This is a genomic window from Cypionkella sp., assembly GCF_034376685.1.
GTDB lineage: Bacteria > Pseudomonadota > Alphaproteobacteria > Rhodobacterales > Rhodobacteraceae > Cypionkella.
Map to the genome: position 1 here is coordinate 37,411 of NZ_JAXMJJ010000078.1, position 23,508 is coordinate 60,918.

24 protein-coding genes and 1 riboswitch are annotated in these 23,508 nt (G+C 61.2%); of the genes, 12 read left to right on the forward strand and 12 right to left on the reverse strand.

The window, feature by feature from the left end; translation table 11 throughout:
- Positions 1–127 precede the first annotated feature (127 nt).
- From U1A24_RS14650 to miaB, 3 genes are all read right to left on the reverse strand, one after another.
- Complete coding sequence (locus U1A24_RS14650; protein ID WP_322322714.1) at positions 128–481, reverse strand: hypothetical protein; 354 nt, start codon at positions 479–481, stop codon at positions 128–130.
- Between the two features lie 5 nt (positions 482–486).
- Entirely contained in the window at positions 487–1,029 is a 543-nt protein-coding gene (locus tag U1A24_RS14655; RefSeq protein ID WP_322322715.1) for an OmpA family protein, read from the reverse strand.
- A gap of 219 nt (positions 1,030–1,248) precedes the next feature.
- Positions 1,249–2,547: a tRNA (N6-isopentenyl adenosine(37)-C2)-methylthiotransferase MiaB gene (miaB, locus tag U1A24_RS14660; protein WP_322322716.1), complete on the reverse strand. Its 1,299-nt coding sequence runs from the start codon at positions 2,545–2,547 to the stop codon at positions 1,249–1,251.
- Between the two features lie 123 nt (positions 2,548–2,670).
- Between miaB and U1A24_RS14665 the strand changes: the two genes are divergently transcribed.
- From U1A24_RS14665 to U1A24_RS14695, 7 genes are all read left to right on the forward strand, one after another.
- Complete coding sequence (locus U1A24_RS14665; protein WP_322322717.1) at positions 2,671–3,540, forward strand: glycosyltransferase family 2 protein; 870 nt, start codon at positions 2,671–2,673, stop codon at positions 3,538–3,540.
- 22 nt (positions 3,541–3,562) lie between these two features.
- Positions 3,563–4,390, forward strand: a complete 828-nt coding sequence (locus tag U1A24_RS14670; protein ID WP_322322718.1) for an SDR family oxidoreductase — start codon at positions 3,563–3,565, stop codon at positions 4,388–4,390.
- A gap of 132 nt (positions 4,391–4,522) precedes the next feature.
- Complete coding sequence (locus U1A24_RS14675; RefSeq protein ID WP_322322719.1) at positions 4,523–5,641, forward strand: Gfo/Idh/MocA family oxidoreductase; 1,119 nt, start codon at positions 4,523–4,525, stop codon at positions 5,639–5,641.
- Positions 5,642–5,695: 54 nt separating this feature from the next.
- A riboswitch (cobalamin riboswitch) is annotated at positions 5,696–5,911 on the forward strand.
- A gap of 30 nt (positions 5,912–5,941) precedes the next feature.
- Positions 5,942–6,385 carry a DUF1636 domain-containing protein gene (locus tag U1A24_RS14680; RefSeq protein ID WP_322322720.1) on the forward strand — a complete coding sequence of 148 codons (444 nt, stop codon included), beginning with the start codon at positions 5,942–5,944 and terminating at the stop codon, positions 6,383–6,385.
- Positions 6,382–7,149: an ABC transporter ATP-binding protein gene (locus U1A24_RS14685; protein WP_322322721.1), complete on the forward strand. Its 768-nt coding sequence runs from the start codon at positions 6,382–6,384 to the stop codon at positions 7,147–7,149. The genes U1A24_RS14680 and U1A24_RS14685 overlap by 4 nt, the downstream gene beginning before the upstream one ends.
- 9 nt (positions 7,150–7,158) lie before the next feature.
- Positions 7,159–8,088: an ABC transporter substrate-binding protein gene (locus U1A24_RS14690; RefSeq protein ID WP_322322722.1), complete on the forward strand. Its 930-nt coding sequence runs from the start codon at positions 7,159–7,161 to the stop codon at positions 8,086–8,088.
- A gap of 58 nt (positions 8,089–8,146) precedes the next feature.
- Positions 8,147–9,205 (forward strand): iron ABC transporter permease, encoded by a 1,059-nt coding sequence (locus U1A24_RS14695; protein WP_322322723.1) that lies wholly within the window; start codon positions 8,147–8,149, stop codon positions 9,203–9,205.
- A 14-nt stretch (positions 9,206–9,219) separates the two neighbouring features.
- On the opposite strand, the gene U1A24_RS14700 is transcribed toward U1A24_RS14695, so the two are convergent.
- The 8 genes from U1A24_RS14700 to U1A24_RS14735 all read right to left on the reverse strand — a co-directional run bounded on the left by U1A24_RS14700 (position 9,220) and on the right by U1A24_RS14735 (position 17,776).
- Positions 9,220–9,594, reverse strand: coding sequence for a cupin domain-containing protein (locus U1A24_RS14700; RefSeq protein ID WP_322322724.1), 375 nt, complete (start codon positions 9,592–9,594; stop codon positions 9,220–9,222).
- A 12-nt stretch (positions 9,595–9,606) separates the two neighbouring features.
- Positions 9,607–11,229 carry an amidohydrolase gene (locus tag U1A24_RS14705; protein ID WP_322322725.1) on the reverse strand — a complete coding sequence of 541 codons (1,623 nt, stop codon included), beginning with the start codon at positions 11,227–11,229 and terminating at the stop codon, positions 9,607–9,609.
- A gap of 191 nt (positions 11,230–11,420) precedes the next feature.
- On the reverse strand, positions 11,421–12,260 hold the full coding sequence (locus tag U1A24_RS14710; protein WP_322322726.1) for an ABC transporter permease subunit: 840 nt from the start codon (positions 12,258–12,260) through the stop codon (positions 11,421–11,423).
- Positions 12,257–13,177 (reverse strand): ABC transporter permease, encoded by a 921-nt coding sequence (locus U1A24_RS14715; protein WP_322322727.1) that lies wholly within the window; start codon positions 13,175–13,177, stop codon positions 12,257–12,259. Before U1A24_RS14715 ends, U1A24_RS14710 begins: the two co-directional genes overlap by 4 nt.
- Entirely contained in the window at positions 13,177–14,265 is a 1,089-nt protein-coding gene (locus U1A24_RS14720) for an ABC transporter ATP-binding protein (RefSeq protein WP_322322728.1), read from the reverse strand. Before U1A24_RS14720 ends, U1A24_RS14715 begins: the two co-directional genes overlap by 1 nt.
- A gap of 1 nt (position 14,266) precedes the next feature.
- On the reverse strand, positions 14,267–15,367 hold the full coding sequence (locus tag U1A24_RS14725; protein ID WP_322322729.1) for a polyamine ABC transporter substrate-binding protein: 1,101 nt from the start codon (positions 15,365–15,367) through the stop codon (positions 14,267–14,269).
- A gap of 34 nt (positions 15,368–15,401) precedes the next feature.
- Positions 15,402–16,619: an aromatic ring-hydroxylating dioxygenase subunit alpha gene (locus U1A24_RS14730; protein ID WP_322322730.1), complete on the reverse strand. Its 1,218-nt coding sequence runs from the start codon at positions 16,617–16,619 to the stop codon at positions 15,402–15,404.
- Entirely contained in the window at positions 16,619–17,776 is a 1,158-nt protein-coding gene (locus U1A24_RS14735) for an aromatic ring-hydroxylating dioxygenase subunit alpha (RefSeq protein WP_322322731.1), read from the reverse strand. Before U1A24_RS14735 ends, U1A24_RS14730 begins: the two co-directional genes overlap by 1 nt.
- A 78-nt stretch (positions 17,777–17,854) precedes the next feature.
- Between U1A24_RS14735 and U1A24_RS14740 the strand changes: the two genes are divergently transcribed.
- From U1A24_RS14740 to U1A24_RS14760, 5 genes are all read left to right on the forward strand, one after another.
- Complete coding sequence (locus tag U1A24_RS14740; RefSeq protein ID WP_322322732.1) at positions 17,855–18,496, forward strand: TetR/AcrR family transcriptional regulator; 642 nt, start codon at positions 17,855–17,857, stop codon at positions 18,494–18,496.
- A gap of 53 nt (positions 18,497–18,549) precedes the next feature.
- Positions 18,550–19,449 carry an acyl-CoA desaturase gene (locus U1A24_RS14745; protein WP_322322733.1) on the forward strand — a complete coding sequence of 300 codons (900 nt, stop codon included), beginning with the start codon at positions 18,550–18,552 and terminating at the stop codon, positions 19,447–19,449.
- A 526-nt stretch (positions 19,450–19,975) separates the two neighbouring features.
- Positions 19,976–21,361: a DHA2 family efflux MFS transporter permease subunit gene (locus tag U1A24_RS14750; RefSeq protein WP_322322734.1), complete on the forward strand. Its 1,386-nt coding sequence runs from the start codon at positions 19,976–19,978 to the stop codon at positions 21,359–21,361.
- 47 nt (positions 21,362–21,408) lie between these two features.
- Positions 21,409–22,182 (forward strand): hypothetical protein, encoded by a 774-nt coding sequence (locus tag U1A24_RS14755; RefSeq protein WP_322322735.1) that lies wholly within the window; start codon positions 21,409–21,411, stop codon positions 22,180–22,182.
- Positions 22,183–22,264: 82 nt separating this feature from the next.
- Positions 22,265–23,077, forward strand: coding sequence for a hypothetical protein (locus U1A24_RS14760; protein WP_322322736.1), 813 nt, complete (start codon positions 22,265–22,267; stop codon positions 23,075–23,077).
- On the opposite strand, the gene U1A24_RS14765 is transcribed toward U1A24_RS14760, so the two are convergent.
- Positions 23,065–23,466: a hypothetical protein gene (locus U1A24_RS14765; protein WP_322322737.1), complete on the reverse strand. Its 402-nt coding sequence runs from the start codon at positions 23,464–23,466 to the stop codon at positions 23,065–23,067. The two genes, U1A24_RS14760 and U1A24_RS14765, sit on opposite strands and share 13 nt — an antisense overlap.
- Positions 23,467–23,508 lie beyond the last annotated feature (42 nt).

Consider the following 23,508-nt stretch of genomic DNA (forward strand, 5'->3'; position numbering starts at 1 on the left):
GAACAACCTGCGTGTTCTTGATATCAAAGTGATGACAGCGACATCTTTGCGCAAGAACCGGGCAATAAAAAAAGACCACGGAGATTTCCGTGGTCTTTGTGATGATACAGCTTCGATGGACCGGGAATTAATTCCGGCGCGCCGGAACGTAATCTCGAAGCGGTGCCGACGAGCTCTGGTAATTGCCCAGAACCGTGCCCGGCGGATAGTGGTTGTTGCAAACCGGTAGACCCGAAACCGGATCGTAGCGGCGGCCCGAATAGCCTTCGATGCCATCGTCGATGATCCAGCCCTGGCAGCCATCCGGGTCATAAGCGATGGCGGCTTCGCCCTCGATCAGACCGGTATGGTCACGTCCGGTGTCGCGTGCGGTGGCGATCACCGTGTCCGGCCCCGCAGTATAGGGGGTCAAACCATCAACGCAGGCGCTAAGCGCCAGTGCGGCGAAAGCCAGAAGCGGGAAAACTGTAATTTTTGACATGTTCATCACCACTTATAGCAGACGACTTCGACGCGGCGGTTTTGCTGCATCCCGGCGGCGGTTGCGTTGGTGGCGCGCGGTTGACGCTCGCCATAGCCAATCTCACGGTCCACCATAGCCCCGACCGAGCGGGCAACACTTGCCACCGAAGCAGCCCGGCGCTGCGACAGTCGGATGTTGTACTCATCCGAGGCGCGGCTGTCGGTGTGGCCGTAGATCGCGTAGCCAAAGGCACCGGCGTTCTGGAAGAAATCGGTCAGGTAGCGGCGGCCATAGGCCGTCAGCTTCGAGCTGTCGGTGGCAAACAACGTGTCGGTGTTCTGCACCAGACAGGTGTTGCGCTTCAGACAAACCGGTTTGCCGGTCTTGGGATTGACGCGGTCAAGCATATAGCCTTCGACGCCGCCATCTGCCCACCAGTGCATACAGCCATCGTCGTCAACCCAGACGCCCCATTCGATCTTGCCCGCGACCTGCGGCGCGCTCTGCGCCACTGCCCCGCTTGCCATCATCAGGCCTGCGGCCAGTGCCGCGCCCCCGATTGCCATTCGCACTGCTCTGGAAAAACGCTCCACTGTGGCAGCTCCCCTTTAACCATTCTGAATTCACATAGATATGAGCGAAGGTTTGCCGAGGCGGCCTTGTGAAGTAAAGCAAAATCTATGGATTTATGGCTTTTTCAAGACTAGCTGTTGCGTGTCTGGCTATAAAATCGTCACTTTGTAACCTTTGCTGACGCAAGGGAAACGATGCCGGTTGAGTGCCAATCAGGAAATACGCGCGCCTGCCAAAGAGTTGGACGACGAAGCTAAGATTCTCACCCGCACCAGCTCTCCAACGCGGCCATTCGGGTCATTCACGAACACCGCATGCAGGTGGTCAGACTTGCCAATCATCTGCCCGGCCTCGCGCCCGGCTTTCTCATAAAGCACCCCAACTTCACGTCCGACCATCGCCTCTTGCAACCCGCGCTGTTGCTCGGTGATCAGGGCTTGCAGGGTTTGCAGGCGGGCATCCGCGACGGCGCCATCAATTTCGGGCTTTTCCGCCGCAGGCGTGCCGGGGCGGGCGGAGTATTTGAAGCTATAGGCCGCACCATAATTCACCGCACGGATCAGCGCCAAGGTATCTTCGAAATCCTGATCGGTCTCGCCGGGAAAACCGACGATGAAATCCGACGACAGCAGAATATCGGGCCGCGCCGCGCGGATGCGTTCGATCAGGCGCAGATAGGCTTCCGCGGTATGCTTGCGGTTCATCGCTTTCAGGATGCGATCTGATCCTGATTGCACCGGCAGATGCAGATAGGGCATCAGCTTGGGCAGATCACCATGCGCCGCGATCAGGTCATCATCCATGTCGTTGGGATGGCTGGTGGTGTAGCGGATGCGCTGCAAGCCGTCGATTTCGGCCAGTTCGCGGATCAGGCGGCTCAGGGTCCAGCCGTCGCCATGGTAGGCATTCACATTCTGCCCCAGCAACGTCAGGTCGCGCACGCCCTTATCCACCAAGCCGCGCGCTTCGGTCAGAATACGCTGCGGATCGCGCGACACTTCGGACCCACGGGTATAGGGCACCACGCAGAAGGCGCAAAACTTGTCGCAGCCTTCCTGCACCGTCAGAAATGCCATCGGGCCACGGCTGGCTTTGCGTTCCGGCAAAAGATCAAACTTATCTTCCAGCGGGAAATCGGTATCGACTTGCGGCGTCCCCGCCCGCGCCATCTCGGGCAGACGGTGATAGGATTGCGGCCCAACCACCAGATCGACAATCGGCATCCGCCGCATGATCTCGGCACCCTCGGCCTGCGCCACACAGCCCGCCACGCCGATCTTCACATCCGGTCGCGCCAGTTTCAGCTTTTTCAGCCGCCCCAGATCGGAATACAGTTTTTCGCCGGCTTTCTCGCGGATATGGCAGGTGTTCAGCAACACCATATCGGCATCTTCGGCGCTGTCTGTCGCGACATAGCCATCCGCGCCCATAGCCTCGGCCATGCGCTCGCTGTCATAGACGTTCATCTGACAGCCATAGGTCTTGATGAAAAGCTTCTTGGGATCAGCCATAGCGCACCTCTGTCTGGCCTGCCCTCTATGCCAAAGTGCCGGGCTTCGCAACGCCGGGGCTTGCGTTGCATGGATTGTTAACAGATTCTGCCGACAAACAAGCCAAAGGCACATAGGCAGGGCATGAAATACGCGTCGCTTGATCAGTTTCTGTCCGAGGCCAAGACCGTCCTGGCAAAAGGCCCGCTGGCGCTGGTCTTTGCCGAAGATGCGGTCGAGGTCGACACCACCATCCGCCATCATCTTGAGGCCGGGTTTGTCCAGCTTGTGCTGTTTGCCCCCGACGAGATTCCCGTCACCGCCGAGCTTGAGGCCAAAATTCACCGCATCCGCTATGATGTGCCGACCGTCGAGACCTTGGTAGAGGCGGTGAACAAGGTCATCGCCGCCGCCCCCGGCATCTGGCTGTATTACTGCTATAACGCCGAATTCCTGTTCCACCCGTTCTGCGAAACCCGCAACATCCGCGAAATGCTGGCCTTCCACAGCGAAGAACGCCGCGACGCGATGCTGTCCTATGTGGTTGATCTTTACGCCGATGATCTGAACACCTTTCCCAATGCGGTATCGCTGGATCACGCGCATCTGGATAAATCCGGCTATTATGCCTTGGGTCGCCCCGATGTCGCCAATCACAACTACCCGAAAGAACGCCAGCTGGATTTCTTTGGCGGGTTGCGTTGGCGGTTTGAAGAACACATCCCGGTGCCGCGCCGCAAGATCGACCGCATCGCGCTGTTCCGCACCAAGCCGGGGCTAACGCTGCGGCCCGATTTCACCCTGTCGGATGAAGAATACAACACCTACGCCTGCCCGTGGCACCACAACATCACCACCGCCATCGTCAGCTTCCGCACCGCGAAAGCCCTGCGCTCGAACGCGGGTTCCCGCTTTGATATCCATGATTTCAAATGGCACAACTCGACGCCGTTCGATTGGCACAGCCAGCAGTTGATGGATCTGGGGCTGATGGAGCCGGGGCAGTGGTTCTAAGACGGCTCAACAGCGGGGATTGATGAATATGTTTTCCGGCAATCGGATGGACGGCAAAATCTGCGTGATCACCGGGGCGACCCAAGGTCTCGGTGCTGCCATTGCGCACAGGCTGGCCGCAGCCGGGGCCGCGGGCATCATCATCACCGGACGCAACGCCGCACGGGGTGAGGCTGTCGCGCAAAGCCTGACCGCGAGCTATGGCACCAAAGCCCATTTCATCGCCGCCGATTTTGGCACGGTCGAGGATTGCCGCGCCGCCATCGCCCAGACCGACCGCCTGTTTGGCCGTCTGGATGTGCTGGTCAATGCCGGGGCTTTGACCGATCGCGGCACCATTCTGGATACCTCGCCCGAACTCTTTGACCGGATGTTCGCCGTCAATGTGCGCGGCCCATATTTCCTGATGCAAGACGCCATCAAACTGATGATCCGCGATAGCGTTCAGGGGGCGATCTGCAACATCGGCTCAATCTCGGCGCTGGCGGGGCAACCCTTTATCAACGCCTATTGCGCCAGCAAAGGCGCGCTGACCACCCTGACCACCAACACCGCGTTTTCGGTGATGGCCAACCGCATTCGGGTCAATCAGTTGAACATCGGCTGGATGGCCTCGGACAACGAACGCGCCTTGCAAATCGCCGCAGGTGGCGCGGATTGGGAGGCTGAAGCCGCCACCAAACTGCCCTTCGGCCGTCTGGTAGACCCGGCAGAGGCCGCCCGCGCAGTGAACTTTCTGGTCTCTGATGACGCTGGCCTGATGACCGGAGCCGTCGTCAACTTTGACCAATCCGTCTGGGGTGCGGTGGCGGGCGGTATGCCGGTGCCGGATGGCCCGATGACGCTGTAGCACGCGGGCCAATCCCACAGGGTTCTGCGCCGTGATGGCTTTTGACGAACCTGCGCCCCCGCGCGCTTGACCAGACCCAACCCCAACCCTATGGCGGATTTCACCCCACACCCGCCAGAAGGACGCCCCGCCATGAGCAAACCCAAACTCCGCATCGGCCTGATTGGCACCGGTTTCATGGGCAAGGCGCATGTATTCGGCTTCACTTCCGCCCCACGGGTGTTCGAATTGCCGTTTGATCTGGAACTCCACACGGTCGCCGACATCACCGATGAGGCCGCCGCCCGTGCCGCACAAACTCTGGGTTTTGCAAATGCCACCGCCGACTGGCGCACCATCATCGCGGACCCTGCGATTGATCTGGTGTCGATCACCGCCCCCAACGCTTTGCACAAGGAAATGTCGCTGGCGGCGATTGCCGCTGGCAAGCACGTCTATTGTGAAAAACCGCTTGCCCCGATGGCCGCTGACGCGCTGGAAATGACCCTCGCGGCAGAAGCCAAAGGCGTGAAAACCCAGGTCGGCTTCAACTACCTGTGCAACCCGATGCTGGCCCTTGCGCGCGATATGATCCAAGCCGGTGAGCTGGGCGAGATCAGGGGCTACCGTGGCCTGCACGCCGAAGATTACATGGCCGATGCCAGCGGCCCCTATGCCTTCCGCCACGACCCCGCAGGCGGTGGCGCTTTGGCCGATATCGGCAGCCATGCGCTTGCCACCGCCGAATTTCTCTGCGGCCCCATCAACCGCGTGATGGGCGATTGCGTCACCATGATCACCGAGCGCCCCGATGGCAAAGGTGGCCGCAAGGCCGTCATGGTCGATGACATTGGCCGCGCCTTCCTGCGGTTTGAAAATGGTGCCACGGGCAGCATTGAAGGCAACTGGATCGCCACCGGTCGCAAGATGCAGCATGATTTTGAGATCTACGGCACCAAAGGTGCGCTGGCGTTCAGTCAGGAACATTTCAACGTTCTCAACTACTTCTCCACCGCCGATGCCAAGGGCCGCCAAGGCTTTCGCCGGATCGAGGCTGGGCCGGATCACGCCCCCTACGGGTTGTTCTGCGTCGCCGCTGGCCATCAGATCGGCTTCAATGACCTGAAGGCGATTGAAGTCGCGGGCTATGTCAACGCCATCGCAGGCAAAGCGCCCGAGCCGTTCAACTTCCGCAAGGGCCTGCGCATTCAGACATTGGTGGAAACCATTCAAGCCTCGTCGCAACAGCAAAGCTGGCTCGACGTCGCATAAGGCGCAAAACCGCCGTCCCTTGTCGCTGAGCGGATTGACAGCGGCGGGCAAACCCGATCTTTTGCGCGGGATGGTTCCGGCAAGCGCAAAGCTGCGTCGGATGAAAAGGGAATACGGTGTGGTGTAGGCATTAGCCGCCAAATCCGTGACTGCCCCCGCAACTGTAAGCGGTGAGCGAACCTGCAAAGTCCACTGCCCCGATGGGGTGGGAAGGCGCAGGCAAGCCACGACCCGCGAGTCAGGAGACCTGCCATCATAGCCGAAACAACCGACCGGGCGGGGCGCCTGGGGAAGGATGCTATGATTGAACTGCACGGGTCCGCGCTGACCCAAGAACCTGCCATGCGGCAGAGCGCACCGCGTCACCAAATTTTGGTCTGCCAAAGCTGTCGCCACAAAGACAGCCCCTGCCGACCCGGCCTTGCGCTGCTGGAAAAGCTGCGTGCGGCGGTCTCGCAAGCCAAAGGACTGGCGGCAGATTTTGAGATTTCCGGCACCGCCTGCATGGCGGGCTGTGATCGGCCCTGCACCGTCGCTTGGCGGGCCACAGGCAAGGCGACATGGCTGTTCGGCGACATTGACCCGGATGCCGACATTGATGCGCTGGTCGATTTTGCCAAGCTGTATCAACGACTTGAAGATGGTTGGTGCCGCGCGGCGGATCGCCCCGGCAAACTGGCAAGCGCAACCCTCGCCCGCATCCCCGCCGCATTGATCGTCACCGCAGAGGGTCAGTTTCAATGACCCAACCCATTCTGGAAGCGCGCGGCCTGTATTGGGGGCCACCGCGCAGGCCCGACATCCTCAGCGACATCAGCTTTGCGCTGGCAGAGGGCGAGGTGATGGCGATCTGCGGCGCGAATGGCGCAGGCAAATCATCTTTGCTGCGGATGCTGTATCGCTATGTCGCGCCACGCAAAGGCACCGTCAGCCTGATGGGCCGCGATATCTGGCTGCATTCGGCCCGTGACACGGCCCGTCTGGTCGCCGCCGTGCTGCAAGAACAGCCCACGGATTTCGCCTTGACCGCGCGTCAGATCGTGGCCTTGGGACGCCTGCCGCACCGAGCCGGTTTCGCCGCTGCCAGCCTGCGCGATGCCGAGGTGATCAATGCCGCGATCACCCGCCTCGACCTGACCCGCTTTGCCGACCACGCTTTCAGCACCCTGTCCGGCGGCGAGAAACAGCGCGTCATGGTCGCCCGCGCCCTCGCACAAGAACCCCGCGTGCTGATTCTGGATGAGCCGACCAACCATCTGGATATTCGCCACCAGCTTGAACTGCTGGCGCTGCTGCGCGGTCTTGGCCTGACGGTGATCTGCACCCTGCATGACCTTACCCTCGCGGCACAATTCGCCGACCGGGTGTTGGTGCTGGCCGAGGGCCGCGTGCTGTCGGATGGCCCGCCCGATCAGGCACTTTCGGTGGATCACATCGCCACCGCGTTCAACGTCACCGCCCGCGTCGACCGCTCTGGTCCCGCGCCGCGCTTTTCTTTTCATCTCTAGGAATACCACATGAAACTCGCCCTCATTGCCCTGCTGCTCTCCGCCACCTCTGCCGCAGCCTTTCCCGTCACGGTGAAAAGCTGCAACCGCGACGTGACCTTCGATGCCGCCCCCGCCGCCGCTATTTCCAACGACGTGAACCTGACCGAGATGATGCTGGTGCTGGGTCTGCGGGATCGCATGGTCGGCTATACCGGCATTTCCGGCTGGAAAACTCTCGATCCCGAAATGCGCGAAGGCGTGGCGGAGTTGCCGGAACTCTCGGCCAAATACCCCACCAAAGAAGTGCTCGCTGGCGCTGATGCCGATTTCTTCTTTGCAGGCTGGAATTACGGCATGAAGGTTGGCGGTGAAGTCACGCCTGAAACTCTGGAGCCTTTGGCCATCAAGACCTACGAGCTGACCGAAAGCTGCATTTTCGTCGGCGCGAAGGCGAAAAGCAGCATGGATGACATGTATAATGACATTCTGAACCTTGGCACCATTTTCGGCGTTGAGGATAAGGCTAAAACGCTGGTTGAAGGGTATAAGACCCGCCTCGCCGAAGTCACCGCAGGCGTCGATCATGCCAACCCGCTGCGGGTGTTCGTCTATGACAGCGGCGAGGACACCCCCTTCACCGCCGGAAAATACGCCATGCCCACCGCGCTGATTGAAGCGGCAGGTGGCGTTAACATCATGGACGATCTGGATAAAAGCTGGGCCACCGTGGCGTGGGAGCCTGTGGTAGAACGCAACCCGCAGGTCATCGTCATCGTCAACTACGGCGATGTGACGGCTGAGCAGAAGATCGCCTTCATGAAGGGCAACCCGGCCTTCGCGGGCATTGACGCGGTGAAGAACGACCGTTTCGTCGTGCTGGAATATGTCGAGGCCACCCCCGGCCCGCGCAATATCAAAGCGGTGGAGAAGCTGGTCGCGGGTTTCGCGGCGCAGTAACGATTTGCTACGCGCCGGGGCTTAACCTCCGGCGCGAACGACCATGAAGGGCAGGACAATGGCTGATCTGACGCAAACCACCACCGCCACAACCGTGTGGCACCTGTCTCGCCGCACCGCGTTTGTGCTGGCGGGCCTTGGCGCTTTGCTGCTGTCGATCCTGCTCGCCGTTTCCATTGGTGCTGTGCCGATCCCGCTGGCCACCGTCTGGGGCGTCGCCGTCAATCACCTCGCCCCCGACACAATCCCGGTCACTTGGAGCCAAGGTCGTGAGGCCATCGTCTGGGACATCCGCTTTCCCCGCGCCATCCTCGCCGCCCTCGTCGGTGCGGGATTGGGTCTGACCGGAGCCGCCCTGCAAGCCGTCACCCGCAACCCCCTCGCCGATCCGCACTTGCTGGGCATCTCCTCTGGCGGCGCGTTCGGGGCGATCCTTGCGCTGATGCACACCGGCATGTTCCTTGGCCTGCTCACCGTCCCTTTGCTGGCATTCGCCGGAGCCTTGGCCGCCACCGCCCTCGTCCTTGGCATCGCCCAATTCGCCCGCGCCACATCCGCCGACCGCCTTGTGCTGGCAGGCGTTGCTGTCAGCTTCATCATCATGGCGGGCGCAAACATCCTGATCTTCCTCGGTGACCCGCGCGCCACCCATACCGTTGTGTTCTGGATGCTGGGCGGCCTTGGCCTCGCGCAATGGCCGCATCTGTTGTTCCCGCTGGCCGTGTTGATCCCCACCGGCCTGTGGCTGTGGCACCGCGCCCCCGATCTGAACGCGATGAGCCTGGGCGATGAAACTGCGGCCAGCCTCGGCATCCCCATCGCCCGCTTTCGCCTGTCGGTGTTCGTCGCAGGCGCGCTGATCACCGGGGTGATGGTGGCGTTTTCCGGCATCATCGGCTTCGTCGGTCTGATGATGCCGCATCTGGTCCGCCTGATCGTTGGCGGTGACAACGCCCGCGTGCTGCCGCTATCGGCACTGGCAGGCGCGATCTTCCTGACATGGGCCGACACCACCGCCCGCATCGTCATGGCCCCCGAGGATATGCCGATCGGCATCGTCACCGGCCTGACCGGCGGGCTGTTCTTCGTCTGGCTGATGGCCCGCAGAACGTCCTGAATCAGCAGCTAACCCTATTCCAGCGGCTGTTCCGGCCCGACGATATGCACCGCCAGCAGGCAGCCGTTCGGGGTGTAGGAGTTATGCTCGGTGCCATCGCGGTAAAACACCAGATCGCCGGCGCGAAACACCGTGCCGTCGCTTTCAATCAGCTCGCCCTCAAGGATCAGAAACTGCTCATGCCCCATGTGGCGATGGCTGCGCGTCGTCATCCCTGCGGGCATCCGGTAGACGTGGAACCCCGTGCCCAGCGGCAGATCGGTGTCATGCTGCAAGATCGCATCGCCCAACGCCAGACCATCCGGGTAGACAAATTCCTCAAACTTCGCGGTGTGGATATTGGCAATCCGGCGGTCACCCGCTGCCATCGGTTTCATCTCAAGGGTCATTTCAGCAGCCTTTCAGTTGGAAAAATGCGGCGCGCGGTAAACTTCGCGGCCTTTGAACAGCGTCATCAGCACCCGCGTTTCGGCAATCGCGTAAGGATGAACGCTGAAAATATCGCGGTCGAGCACGATCAGATCGGCGGAATAACCCGGCTTCAGCGCGCCGGTATAATGTCCGCGCCAGCAGGCCGCTGCGGCGTGGGTGGTGTAGCCCAAAACCGCCTCGGCCACCGTCATCCGCTGATCCGGGAAGAACGGTTCCGCCACGCCGCGCGCCCGTGGCGGTTCGCGCGTCACCGCCGTGCCGATGATCTCAAACGGGTTCAACGTGGTCACCGCCCAGTCCGAGTTGATGCAATAGGGCGCGCCCGCGTCGATCAAGGACCGAAACGCATAGGTCTGCGCTGCGCGATCCGCGCCGATCATCAGCATGGTTTCATCCGGGATGATCGGGTCATTGCAGGCCCAAAGCGGTTGCAGATTCGCCATCACCCCCAAAGCCGCAAAGCGCGGGAAATCGGCAGGATCCACCACCTGACAATGCGCAATCTGGTGCAGCGAAGGCCAAGCCCCATTCGCAGCCCGCGCCGCAGCAAATCCGTTCAGCGCGGCATGGGTTGCCGCATCGCCAATGCAATGCACATGAATCTGAAACCGTTCCGCATCCAGTGCTACAAACAAAGCGTCGATCTGCTCTTGCGGAAACATCAGCGCCGCATTGCCCCCCGCCGTATCGGCATAAGGCGCCAGCATCGCCGCCGTGCGGTTCTCCAGCCCGCCATCAAGGAAAAACTTCGCCGCGTTCAGATGAAAATCCTGCCCGCCATGCGCCGCGCGAAGACTGCGCAGCCGGGTCATCATCGTCTCGACCGTATCCGCCGCCGTCACCAGACAAGCCCCCGCCACCCGCAGCGTCAACGCATCGCGGTCAAGCGCTCCGCTGTAAATCCGCGCATGATGATCGAGAATCCACGGATCAATCACCCCGGTGATGCCGTGCTTGTTGGCCAAAGCCATCCCCGCCCGCAACCCCTGCCGCCGCACCTCGTCACCCGTCTGCGGCAGCCGCGCCGTCGCCCAGTTGATCGCCTCTTCATGCAGCATCCCCGTCGCCACCCCCCGCGCATCGCGCACGATATGGCCGTTCAACGGGTCAGGCGTGTCCGCCCCCACCCCGATCATCGCCAAGGCAGCCGAGTTCAGACAGGCGTTGTGAAAGTTGCCATCGTAGATCAGGCAGGGCCGATCCGGCACCACCACATCCAACACCGCGCGCGTCAGGTTATGGTCGCCGAAGAAGCCACTCTGCCAGCCCGCGCCCCAGATCATCGGCCCGCCTTGCGTCGCCGCATGATCCGCCATCGCGGTCTGAATTTCGCCCAACGTCACGCAATCATAAAGCTGCGCAGTCTCCACCAGATCGGTGCCGCCATTCAGCAAATGGATATGTGCATCCTGAAACCCCGGCAGCACCAGCCGCCCGCCCGCATCAATCCGCCGCGCCCCGGCCCGCGCGGTCAGTTCAGCCGCATCGCCCAGCGCCACCACCAGCCCATCACGCAGCAAGACGGCCTCGGCCATCGGGCAGGCAGGGTCCATCGTCCGGATACGGGCGTTGTAAATCAAAGTCTCAGTCATGATGCTCCTTCGGCGGTAAATCCAACTCTCGCTCTAGCAGCAAAGACAGGGGATCTTGGCAATCTAAAGGCGAGCATATGCGATAAACTTCCAAAGCCGCCTCGGAAATCATCCCCGCCTGAAATAGTGTCATCGCCGCCGCATAGCGGTGCCGTCCCGATCCGGGCAGACCCAGCGGAATGTGCACGCCCTCACTCATTGGACCGATACGCCATCCGCGCATCCGCCTCGCGCCGCTTCTCAGCGCGGTTCAACAGATACCCCGCCAAAGCCACACCCACACCCACCACCAGCACCGTCAAAGTCGCCAAAGCATTGATATCCGGCGTCACCCCCAGCTTGACCTTCGACCAGATCAACAGCGGCAAGGTGGTGTTCCCCGGCCCGGTGGTGAACGAGGTGATCACCACATCGTCCAGCGAAATGGTAAACGCCAGCAGCCACCCCGACAGGATCGCCGGAAAGATCACCGGCAAGGTGATGTCAAACAGTACCGCCCAAGGCTTCGATCCCAGATCCATCGCGGCTTCTTCAATCGCCCGATCCGCTTGCAACATCCGCGACTGAATGATCGTGGTCACAAACACCATCGAAAAGGTGATATGCGCCAGAGTCACCGTGGTGAAGCCGCGCGAGGCTGGCCAGCCCAGCCATTTCGCCATCAGGATGAACAGCATCAGCGAGGAAATCCCGGTGATCACCTCGGGCATGATCAACGGCGCCGTCACCAGCCCGGAAAACAACGTCCGCCCCTTGAACCGCCGAAACCGCGCCAAGGTGATCCCCGCCATCGTGCCAAAAATCGTCGCTGCCGTGGCCGAAACCACCGCGATCTTCAGCGACAACAGCAGCGCCGCCACGACCTGTTTGTTCGAGAAAAGCGAGACATACCACTTGGTCGAAAACCCACCCCACACCGTCGCCAGCCGTGATCCATTGAAGGAATAGACCATCATCGACAAGATCGGGATGTAGAAGAACGCGAAGCCAAAACACATCACGGTGATCAGAAACACGGGGCGGCGTCTCATGGTGCGTCCTCCCCGGTTTCGGCGCGTCCTTGATAATGCGTGTACAGCATCATCGGCCCGACCATCAGCAACAGCAGCACAATCGCCACCGAAGCCGCCATCGGCCAATCCGAGGCCGAGGAAAACTCATCCGCAATCACCCGCCCGATCATCGGGCTGGAGGCATCACCCACCAATGTCGGAATAACCAACTCGCCCGCCGCCGGAATGAACACCAGCATAGCCCCCGCGATAATCCCCGGCAGGGATTGCGGTAGGGTCACGTCCAGAAACACCCGGAACGGACGCGAGCCCAAGTCCATCGCGGCCTCGTCCAGCACCGGGTCTAACCGCTCCAGATTGGCATACAAAGGCAGGATCATGAACGGCAGGTAGGTGTAGACCATCACCAGCACCACCGCGAAATTGCTGTGCATCATCGGCACCGAAGTGATCGCCCAGCTTGCCGGGGTCAGCAGATTATAGGCATCGGTCAGCAGGCCGTTGAACCACGAGTTTTTTCCCATCAGCCCCATCCACGCATAGACTCGCAAAAGGAATGAGGTCCAGAACGGCAAAATCACCAGCATCAACAAGATGTTACGCCAACTTGACGACACCCGCGTCAAAGCCAGTGACATCGGATAGCCCAGCAACAGGCACAAAACCGTCGCCGTCGCCGCATTGCTCAAACTGACCAGAAACGCCCGGATATACAGATCGTCGTGGAACAGTCGCGAATAGCCGACAAAGCTGATCCACGGATGTTCACCACCATAACCAAACGGCGGCGCGGTGGGCGTGCGGGTGCCAAAGGAAATCGCCAGCACCAGACAGAACGGGATGAAGAAAAACAGCAGCAGCCAGATATACGGCAACCCGATGATCACCCCGCGATAGCCGCGCCCCTGTAGCCAATGCGCGATCCGGTTGCGCATCATTCCACCAGCAAAATCGCGGCACTCGGCGCGAAGCTAAGGTAAACTTGGTCATCCCAATCTGGCCGTCCACCCGCAGAACGCCCCGCATTGACCGAATGCACCGAGATCAACTCGCCCGACGGCAGCGTGATGCGATAGAGACTATCCTTGCCGAAATAGGCCAGATCCTTGACCTGCCCCGCGAACACATTCTCCCCTTCGGGCCGCGCCTGACTGATCACCAGCTTTTCAGGCCGTACCGCCAGTGTCACCTCTTGCCCCACGTTTAGCCCCGGCACCGCCCGCGCCTGCACCGCAGCCTGAAACGCCGCCACCTGCACCGTCGCCATATCCCCCGTCAGCGCCGCAACCTTGGCCGGAAACGCGGTGATAGAGCCGATAAACCCCGCCACGAACCGCGAGTTCGGGTATTCGTAAATCTCGGTCGGTGCCCCCACTTGCCGCACCCGCCCCTTGTCCATCACCGCGATCCGGTCCGAAAGCGTCATCGCTTCCTCCTGATCATGCGTCACCACGATGAACGTCACGCCGGTCCGCTCTTGAATAGACATCAGCTCAAACTGGGTATGCTCGCGCAGCTTCTTGTCCAAAGCGGCCAGCGGCTCATCCAGCAACAACAGCTTTGGCTGCCGCGCCAAAGCCCGCGCCAAGGCCACCCGTTGCCGCTGCCCGCCCGAGATTTGATGCGGTTTGCGATGCCCAAACGGCGTCAACTGCACCAGTTCCAGCATCTCCGCCACGCGGGCTTTGCGCTGATCCGCCGTCATATCCTCATGTTTCAGCCCGTAGCCGACGTTCTTTTCCACGCTCATATGCGGGAACAAGGCGTAGCTTTGGAACATCATATGCACCGGGCGCTGCCACGGCGGCACCCCCGCCATATCCTGCCCGTCGATGAAAATCTGGCCCGCCGTCGGCTCTTCAAACCCCGCCAGCATCCGCAGCAGAGTGGTCTTGCCGCACCCCGACCCGCCCAGCAGCGAGAAGATCTCGCCCTGCGCCACGGTCAGCGATACATCTTGCACGGCCTGAAATGTGCCGAATTTCTTCGACACATTGTCGATACGGATGAACGGGTCCGCCACCTTAACCCGCCTTGATCTCAGCCCAGATCCGGGTGATCTCGCGATCCTGCTCCTCGGATTGCGGTGCGGGGGTGTAAAGTCGGCTCATGGTTTCGGCATCCGGGTACACCGCAGGGTCGGCGGTGATCGCAGGGTCAACCAAAGCCGTCGCGGCTTGGTTGGCATTGGCATAGCCGGTGAAATTGGTGCAAGCCGCGATCACTTCGGGCCGCAGCAGGTAATCCAGAAACTTGTGCGCGCCTTCGACATTCGCCGCATCGGTGGGAATGCACCAGTTGTCAAACCACGCAGGCGCGCCGGTTTTCGGCACGAAATATTGCAGGTCAATCTTGATCCCCGCCTCAGCCGCCCGGGTTTTCGCCACGCCGTAATCGCCTGACCAGGTGTTCGCCATGCAAATCTCGCCATTCGGCAGCGTGTTCAGGTAGTTGGCATTGTCGAAGGTGCTGACATACTGCCGGATCGGTGCCACCGCCTCGGCCATCTTGCGATATTCCGGTTCGCGCGCAGAACTTGCATCCAAGCCCAGATAGCTCAGCACCATAAAGCCAAAATCGGTCGGGCTATCCAGCAAGGATATCCCGCAATCCGCCAGCTTCGCCGCGTTTTCCGGGTTCAGCAGCACCCCCAGATCCGACAAATCCGCATCCGGCAGGCGTTCTTTCACCATGTCCATGTTGAAGGTAAAGCCAACCGAGCCCCACATATACGGCACGCCATATTGGTTGCCCGGGTCGAAGCCTTCAACAATCTTCAGGATCGCCGGATCAAGGTTCTTCCAGTTGGTCAGCTTGGCGCGATCTGGCTTCTGATACACCCCGGCGGTGATGAAACTTGCCAGTTTCAGGCTCGACATCAGCACCACATCATAGCCGGTCGATCCCGCCAGCATCTTCGCCTGCATCTCTTCGGCCGAGGCGTAAAGGTCGTAAACCACCCCGATCCCGGTTTCCGCCTCAAAATCCGCCAGTGTCGTCTCACCGATGTAGTCCGACCAGTTGTAGACATTCACCGTTGTCGCCTGCGCCCAAGAGGGCCGGGCATAGGGTGCGGCCAAAGTGCCGCCAAGCAGTCCAAGCGCGTGGCGTCTTGTCAGTTTCATGGCCGTCTCCCTGATTTTATGGTTTCCATGCAGGTTACGCCTGCACTTTGGTCTGGCAAATCAATTCATCATTGCGGCTGGCGATTTCAGCCTCGGGCGGGGCCACAGGCAAAGTCATCACCGGCATCAGCGCCCGCAGGCTGTCATGGTGCCGCTTCAGCCCATATTCGAGGTCTGACAGATGAAAGCCCTCAAACGCCGTCGACAGCATCGACTCGTTCGACCAGATCGACAGTTGCTGATCCTCGGCCGAGGTGTCGCGGTCAATCCGATACGCCAGATAGCGCGCGGCCTTCATGCGGCGGCTTTCCACGGGCTGCCGATAAATCCGCCCCGTCACCCGTGTCTTGCCCGGAGAGATCGGAATTTCCTGATAAAACTGCACCGATTCCGGCGTGAAGGCGAACACCGCATTTGGGAACAGCCCGTAATAGGTCCAGACCGTCTGCAAATGCTCTGGCAGCCACTCCTGCCGCTCGGTGATCGCCAGATACATCTTCACCGACCACCGCCGCGCCGGGGCATCACCAAAACTGCCGATTGACACGTTCAACCCGCCATCCAGATGCAGATCGCGATACGTCCGGCCATAAAGATCCTGCAACGCCGGATGCGCCATTGGCACATGGTAGCCCTCATTGTCGACATCGCGCACCGATTTCCAGTTCACCGGCAGATCGGTTGACCAATGCGGCATATCCAAGGGCTGCACGCCTTCGCTGCGATAGCCCGCGAAATCGGCGGCATAGGGGGCCAGCATTTCCGCCACGCTTGGCTGTGGCCCCGCAAAGAACCGGATGAAGATAAAGCCGTGAAACACCTCCATCTCGATCGGCTTCAGCCCGAACTGCGCCCGATCCAACCCGCCAAAGCTGGAAGGCTGCGCCGCCCCCCGCAACGACCCGTCCAGATTATACACCCAGCCGTGGAACGGACACACCAACGCGCCCTTGCAATGCCCCTTCTCGCCCTCCACCACCCGCGCACCGCGATGGCGGCACAGGTTGTGAAACGCCCGCACCACACCATCCTGCCCCCGCATCACCACCGCGCGCTCGCCCAAAAGGTCAAACGCCAGCCAATTCCCCGGCTCGGCCACATCATTGACGTGCCCGACCACCTGCCAATGCGTCAGGAACAGCCGCTCACGCTCCAGCGCGAACATCGCGTCCGAGTGATAAGTCCAGGCCGGAAGCCCCCGGCGATCCCAGTCATTCGGCACAGTCATGCTGGCTGCATCATGTTGGGTCATCAGCTGACCTCCATTTCCTGTAAAAGCCATTGGTGAAAGCGGTGAATCTCATATTCCTCGGGCATCAACGTGCCACCGCGATAAGCGAGCGACATCATCCCCCGCTGGTTCATCTCTGCCGCGCAGCCATCCTGCCGCAGCACGATCTTGGCGAAATCGGCCACCTCGCTTGCATCAAACCCCGGCTGCGCCAAGGTCTCAGCCGGGAAATACCACTCCACCATCAGCGCCGTCCTGAGTGGCCCCAGCGGCACGATCCGCACCGAGCGCACATGATCGACATGCGCCACCACATAAGCCGTCGGCCAGAACGTCACGAACTGATACCCCGCCGCCCGCTCCGCTTCGGTCAGCCCCGCAAACACCGGCCCACACGCCGCCCCGCCAACAGTCCAGCTTTCCGCCCCCAGCTTCAGGTTCCCCGAGGGCACTTCCCCCGCCAAACCGACAGCCTCCGACGCCGCCATGATCCCCCGCCCATAGATCGGCACCAGGTCGCACAGCTCAGGATGTATCCCCGGACAATGCAGACATTCCGAGTAATTCTCCCAGAACACCTTCCAATTACAGGCAATCTGGGCCCGCCAGACATGCCCCGTCACCAGCCCCTGCATCGGCCAATGATCGAGCACGGCCAGATCCACATCCGCCACCAGATCGCGCGGCGCGTCAGCCGTATTCAGAAACAAAAACCCCGCCCAAACCCGCCAAGCCACCGCCAGCAAGCCATGCGCAGCCCGATCAAAATCCGCCGTAGGCACCGCATGCCCCGTCGCCACCAACCGCCCGTCATCCGCCGCATAGGCAAAGGCGTGATAGGGGCAGCGGATCAGCTTGCCCAACGGCTCCACCGCCTCGCGGCACAATTCCGACCCGCGATGCCGACAGCTGTTATGGAACGCCGAAACGCCACCCGCCGCCGCCCGGCACACGATCACATCCGCAGCGCCCACCTGCACCCGCCGCATCATACCGCGGCCAAAATCCTCCAGCCGCCCGACGCAAATCCAGTTCTGCGCGAACACCGTTGCCATCTCGCGCGCATACCAATCGGCATCGACATAGACCGCTGCCGGAAGCGTCGCAGGGCAGAACTCCAGACGTGGCGAAGGCAGAGGCGAGACCTGAGTCATGGCAAACCATTGCTGTTTCCGCATGCTCGCAAGATTCTGACTGGTCTGTCAATCAGAATATCTGTAGCATATCAAAAGCGATATTTCAGCTAAGAAAGCGCCATGAACCACGCACCCACGATTCCCCCGCCGCGCAAACTGTCGCGCGAAACCCGCCGCGCCCAAGTGATCGAGGCCACCATCGAGGTGCTGGCCGAGCAGGGCTATGCCCGCACCACCCTCACCGATGTGGCGCGCCGCGCGGGCATCTCGCATGGCCTCGTCAACTTCCATTTCCAGACCAAAGACGCGCTTTTGGCCGAAACCCTCGGCTATCTGTCCGACGAATACCGCCAGAACTGGGACGCAGCCCTCACCGCCGCTGGCCCCTCCCCCGCCCATCAACTCGACGCCCTGATCCGCGCCGATTTCGAACCCGCGATCTGCACCCCCGCCCGTCTCGCCGCATGGCTGTCGTTCTGGGGCGAGGCGCAAAGCCGCCCGCTCTACCAAGCCAAATGCGGCGAGAATGACCGGCTCTACATCACCAAACTGGAAGAAATCTGCGCCGCGCTACTCCGCGAAGGCCGCTACCCCGGCGACCCCATCCTGATCTCCCGCGTCCTGCGCGTCACCTCCGAAGGCGTCTGGGTCGACCTGATCTCCACCCGCGAACCGTACAGTGCGACCGAGGCCCTGCAAACCGTCCACGCCGCCGCGATGGCGTTCTTCCCAAAGCATTTCGGGGCGGAGGGGTTGTTATAGGGGGGCGCAGCTAAAACGCTTCCAAACACACAGAACCCCTCTAGACTGGCGGGATGGCGCACCTCGTTTCAACCGACCGCTTCCACGTCACCGCAGAAACATCGGCCCTTCAAGGCCGCGTCAGATGCCTGCCCGTCAAAACGCTCTGGCTGTTCGGGCATGGCCTTGCCGGGATCACCGGGGTCCTGCTGTATCCACAACTTGACGCCCTGCTGGTCTTTCTCGGATTGACAGCCGTGACCATCTGCGCGGGCCATTCGGTGGGAATGCACCGCCTGCTGATCCATCGCAGCTTTGAAACTCCACGGGTCGTTGAATACACCTTTGTCTGGCTTGGCACCCTTGTCAGCATGGCGGGGCCGATCGGCATGATCCGCACCCATGATCTGCGCGACTGGCATCAACGCCAAACCGAATGCCCGCCGCATCCCGCCCATCAAGCCGCCTTCTGGCGCGACGCATGGTGGCAACTTTGCTGCGAGTTTCGTCTGGACCACCCGCCCGAATTCGTTCTGGAAGATCGCGTAGGACAAGACCGCACCTACCGCTTCATCGAGAAGACATGGATGTGGCAGCAACTTCCCGTTGCGCTGCTGCTCTATGCTTTCGGCGGCTGGGCTTGGGTTTTGTGGGGTTGCTCGCTGCGGATATTTGTCTCACTTGTTGGACATTGGCTGGTCGGGCATTTCTCGCACCGACGCGGCCATCAGGGTTGGCGCATTTCCGGTCTGCCCGTGCAAGGCTACAACATCCCCGGCATCAGCCTGCTGACCTTTGGCGAAAACTGGCACGGCAACCACCACGCCTTCCCGCATTCCGCCAAGCTGGGGGTCGAACGCGGGCAGCTCGATCCGGGCTATTATTTCATCTGGGTTTTGCAGAAACTGGGGCTCGTATGGAATGTAAAAACCCCAGACTCGGAACCGCCCCGCAAAGGCTTGCAGCGTGTTTAGGGTGATGCTTCTACCGGCGTCAAACGTCGCTATAACTCCATTGCTGACATGAAACCCACCACCTCTTTTTGCCCGGAATCAAGGGTGAAGCCCGCCGGGCCGCGCCCGACCTCCTCCCGGGAGGGCGCGTTTGCAACGGCACCAGCAGAAATTCGGTGGGAGTCGTTGACCCAGTAAGCGCCTAGAACAAGCGTCGGCGCGCCATCCCGAGGTCGGGCACGACCCTGTGTTGCGCTTCACCTGAACCGCAGCTTTGCCTTGCTTAGCCGTCACACCATTGCTTTCCCTGACTCGAGTCGTTCCATTCGCCGTTGTAGGGCAGTTCCTCCAGAACTTGCCCAACCCCAGCCTCAAAACTGGTTAACCCTTCATTAAAAAATTCGTAACTCACTGATCCCAAACCATAAACCAAATGGTCCCAACTCGGGACCACACCCAAACCCCCAAATCCCACCCCCTTCACAACCGCGTGCCACCCCTCCAAACCACCCTTGCACCCGTCCGCAGCTTGGGGGATTGTCCCGCCATGCCCTCCGCCCGCATCCTCCCCCTGATCGTCGCGACAGCCCTGCTGATGGAGAATATTGACAGCTCCGTCCTCTCTACCTCCCTGCCGCAGATCGCGAAGGATCTGAACTCCGACCCGATCCACCTGAAGCTGGTCCTCACCACCTACCTGCTCGCCCTCGCCGTCTTCATCCCCGCCTCCGGCTGGATGGCCGACCGGTTCGGGGCCCGCAAAATCTTCCGCGCCGCCATCGTGGTTTTTGCCCTGGGCTCCATCGCCTGCGCCCTCTCCACCAACCTGATCGAACTCGTCGCCGCCCGCGCCCTGCAAGGGATCGGCGGGTCGATGATGACCCCGGTGGGCCGCCTGATCGTGCTGCGCGGCACCCCCCGCGCCGGGCTGGTGGGCGCGCTGGCCTGGCTGACCGTGCCTGCGCTTTTGGGCCCGGTGCTGGGGCCACCCCTGGGCGGCTACATCACCACCTATTGGGATTGGCGCTGGATCTTCTGGATCAACATCCCCATCGCCGTGCTGGGCGTGATCCTAGCCACCCTCTACATCCCCGACCTGCGCGAGCCTGAACCCCGCAGCTTTGACACCGCTGGCTTCCTGCTGCTCGGTCCCGGCCTTGCGGGATTCCTGACCGGCGCGACGCTGATGGGTCTGAACCTTGCGCCCCCTCTCGCGGTATTCACTCTGATGGGTGGGGGTGCGGCCCTGATCGCTCTTTACGTCCGCCATGCCCTGCGGGTGGCCAATCCGATGGTCGACCTGCGCCTGCTGGCGCTGCCGACCTTCCGCATCTCTGTCACCGCAGGCACGCTGTTCCGTGTCGGCGTCGGCGCGTTGCCGTTCCTGCTGCCGCTGATGCTGCAACTCGGCTTCGGGCTGAACCCGTTCCAATCCGGCATGATCACCTTCGCCTCGGGCATCGGCGCGCTGGTTTTGAAATTCGCAGCCCAACCGATCCTGCGCCGCTTTGGCTTCCGCCGGGTCTTGCTGGTCAATGCCCTGATTTCCTCGGCGTTCATTCTCGCCCCCGCAGGCTTCACCCCACAAACGCCGTGGCTGTTGATGCTGGTGGTCTTGTTCGTGGGCGGGCTGTCACGGTCGCTGCAATTCACCTCGGTCAACGCCATCGCCTATGCCGAGGTGCCATCCGAGCGGCTTTCCTCGGCCACCTCTTTCACCGCTGTTCTGCAGCAACTTTCCGGTTCCATCGGCATCACCTTGGCCGCGATGACGCTGGAGGGCGCGGGCTATCTGCGCGGCACATCAGCCACCGATCTAGGCAACTTCCCCATCGTGTTCATCGTGATCGCCTTGCTGTCGCTGTCTTCTGCGGTGATCTTCGCCAAGCTGGCGCCACAAGCCGGGTCGCAACTGGTCCGCGCCGCAGATTGACAGCAGACGGCTTTGCGCCGACTTTGGCGAAAACGAAAGGCCTGCGCATGGACATCAACCTTACCTTTGAGCGCCCCGAGGAAGGCCCGAAATCTGGACCTGTGACCATCGGCTGGTTTCTGACGCAGGACAAAGGTGCGGTGATGTATGATCCGCCCGAGCGGGTGCTGTTTCGCCAAACGAACAAGGCTCATTCCAAATCGGCCAGCCGTTGCCCGGCGGTGATCCAGCTGGAAAGCCGCTACTTCATGATCAAATGCCCGTTTGACATGCATCTTGGCTTTGGCCGAGACGACAAAGGCAAGCCGCATCTGATCAACCGGGCCGGAGCGGCATCGCCCATTCGCGCCAACAAGCTGGGTGAGGTGATGACGCTGGTGTCGGAAACCGAATGGCGCTACCCGGATCGCCCTACCGTGCAAATGTCGTTGCCCTACTGCTTTATCGCGGATGAGCTGGTCTACATCACCCAGCTTTCCGCCTTCGCACATTACCGCCGCGAGCAACTGCCGGGCACGATCTTTGGCGGCCGCTTCCCGCTGAACATCTGGCCGCGCCCGCTGATGTGGGCGTTTGAATGGCACGAGCCTGAGAAAGACATTATCCTGAAACGCGGTGAGCCTTTGTTTTACTGCCAGTTTGAAGCCGAGGGCCCGGATCGTCCGGTGCAGGTGGTTGAAGCCGAGAAAACCCCCGAGTTGCAGAAATATATGGATCAGATCGGCGGCGTGGTGAATTACGTCAACCAGACTTTTGGCCTGTTCAAAGCTGCCGAGGCGCTGCGGCCCAAGAAGCTGCTGACACCGAAGGAACGCGGGTAGGGTGGGTCTAACCCACCGCGCGGATCGGTGGGCTACACCCACCCTACCGCTCTTCTGAAAAGGTCTTTCTGTGCGTAGCTTCTTGGAAATTTATGATCTTGCCAGCGCCACCTCTCGGGTGATTTTGCAGACCGAGCGGCATATCGAGGCGCCGAACTGGGATCCCTCCGGCAAGACGCTTTTGGTCAACGCCGAGGGGCGGCTGTTCCGTGTGCCGCTGGATGCCCCCGTTTTGCTGCCAGTCGAAACCGGTGTTGCGGTCAAGCTGAACAACGACCACGGCATCAGCCCCGATGGCCGTCAGATCGTGATTTCGTCGCATCACGAGGGTCAAGGCTCGCAGATCTATATGGTTCCGGCTCGCGGCGGCGATCCGATCAAAATCTCTCCCGAGGCCCCGAGTTGGTGGCATGGCTGGTCGCCGGATGGGACGACCCTGACCTATGTTGCGGCGCGGGGCGAAAAGAAGGTAATCGACGTCTACACCTTGGCGTTGGGGGCTTTTGAGACCCGGCTGACCCAGGGAGAGGGGCATTGCGACGGGCCGGATTATTCTGCCGATGGTCGCCAGATTTACTACAACTGCGACCGTGACGGTCATGCGCAGATCTGGGTGATGGCGGCGGATGGCACAGGCCAGCGCAAGCTGTTCGCGGATCACTACGTCAACTGGTTTCCGCATCCCTCACCGGACGGGCAGCTCCTGCTGTATCTGGCTTACCCCCCCGGCACCTTAGGTCACCCGGCAAACCTGCCGGTGGCGCTCTGCCTCTGCGATCCCAAAGGTCATGGCCGCCGCCGCATTCTGGAATTTATCGGCGGCCAAGGCACGATCAACGTGCCGAACTGGGCACCGGATTCGCACGCCTTCGCTTATGTGCGTTACGAGCCCTGAACCGGGCCGACCTGAAGTGGAACAGGTGGCCGCACCCCCATCATCCGATGCGTGTTGCTCCAGACCGAGATATAAATCTCTGCGGCCCCATTCGGTGACAAATGCTCGGGTGTCAGACCAACGATTCGCACCCTCAGGTGGTCGCTGTGCTGCAAGGGTTCGGTCATCACGGCCGTGGCAGCTGGCCCCAGAAAGCCCAGATGGCGCAGGCTGCGGCGCGGCAACAGCCCCAGCAAGGGCCGTTTTGCCAGCGCATAAATCCCGATCCTGCCATCTGCTTGCAGCTGTAATTCTGCGGCATCTCCAATGCACAAGCCGCTTTTGCCGATATGCAGCTGCACGTCTTGCACCGGGGCCTTGTGAATCAATACCTGCAAAATGTCCTGCATCCGTGCCGCCTTTTTGTTTTTCTGGTTACCGATTGGGCCGCA